General features: G+C 69.8%; 1 protein-coding gene and 1 pseudogene. Both read left to right on the top strand.

Translation table 11 applies throughout. The features are described from left to right. Window positions 1-345: pseudogene (locus Q1K57_RS15615) on the top strand (ATP-binding protein); the annotation flags it as partial. Between the two features lie 35 nt (window positions 346-380). Further along, the coding region (locus Q1K57_RS15620; protein WP_300084328.1) for a lytic murein transglycosylase at window positions 381-1,149 on the top strand (769 nt) is incomplete at its 3' end.

Raw genomic sequence — 1,149 nt, forward strand, 5'->3', positions numbered from 1 at the left:
TTCTCCCGCCGCGACGGCGAGATCCAGTTCGTCGTCGGCCACAAGCCCGGCGACATGCTCACCGTGGGGGAGTCGACCTCCGCCGCCACCGCGATCGCCAAGGAACTGCTGAACCTGGCCGACCTGAAGATCCTCCACGGCCAGGACCCCAGCGTCGCCCGCGAACTCGCCGACCTCCTCGAACTCGGCCCCATCGCCGAACACCTGATGGCCGACTGGGCCACCCAACGCAAAGGCCGCGCCCTGTGGTGCGTCGGCACGCAGATCTACAAGGTGCAGACCGTTCTGCACCCCGCCGCCGCCGCGTTCACCTACACCAACCAGGCCATCGACGGGGCTCGCTAGAAGTTCGCCGGAAGAATGACCGAAACGAGCTCACGATGACGGTTCTTGTATGGATCCTCGCACTCTCCCTCGGCGCCCTGCTCACCCTCCCGTTGGCGTTGGTGTTGTTCGTCACGACGTTCGCCACCCCGGCCGTCGCAGCGAACACCTGCACACCGCCGGCGTCCGCGGTCGGTTTGCCGCAGCCCGGCAGCCCGCGTCAGGCGAGCCTGCACAACCCGCCGACCGAGATCCCGGCCGCGGTGCAGGCGCTCTACGAAGCGGCCGCGACCCGCTACGGGCTGCCCTGGACACTGCTCGCCGGGGTCGGCATGGAAGAGACCAGCCACGGCCGCAACAACGCCACCTCCAGCGCCGGCGCCCGCGGCCTGATGCAGTTCATGCCGGCGACGTTCGCCGCCTACGGGGTCGACGGCAACGGTGACGGGCGGGCGGTCATCACCGACCACGCCGACAGCGTCCACTCCGCCGCCAACTACCTGGTCGCCTCGGGTGCGCTGTCGGGTCCCGACGGCGTCCGGAAGGCCCTGTTCGCCTACAACCACGCGCTCTGGTACGTCAACGACGTTCTCTACTACGCCGCCGCCTACAGCGGAGGGGACGTCGCAGAGAACCCGTGCGTCACCGACGACACGGACACCACCGGCACGCCCTTGATCGGCACCGGCCCGGCGACGGACGCCGTCAACGCCGCCCTCCGCTGGATCGGCACCCGCTACAGCTGGGGCGGCGGCACCCCGAGCGGACCCTCAACTGGCATCTGCTGCTCACCCGGCGGCCAAGATGGACGCGTCGTCACCGGGT

The organism is Propioniciclava sp. (assembly GCF_029977985.1).
Lineage (GTDB): Bacteria > Actinomycetota > Actinomycetes > Propionibacteriales > Propionibacteriaceae > Propioniciclava.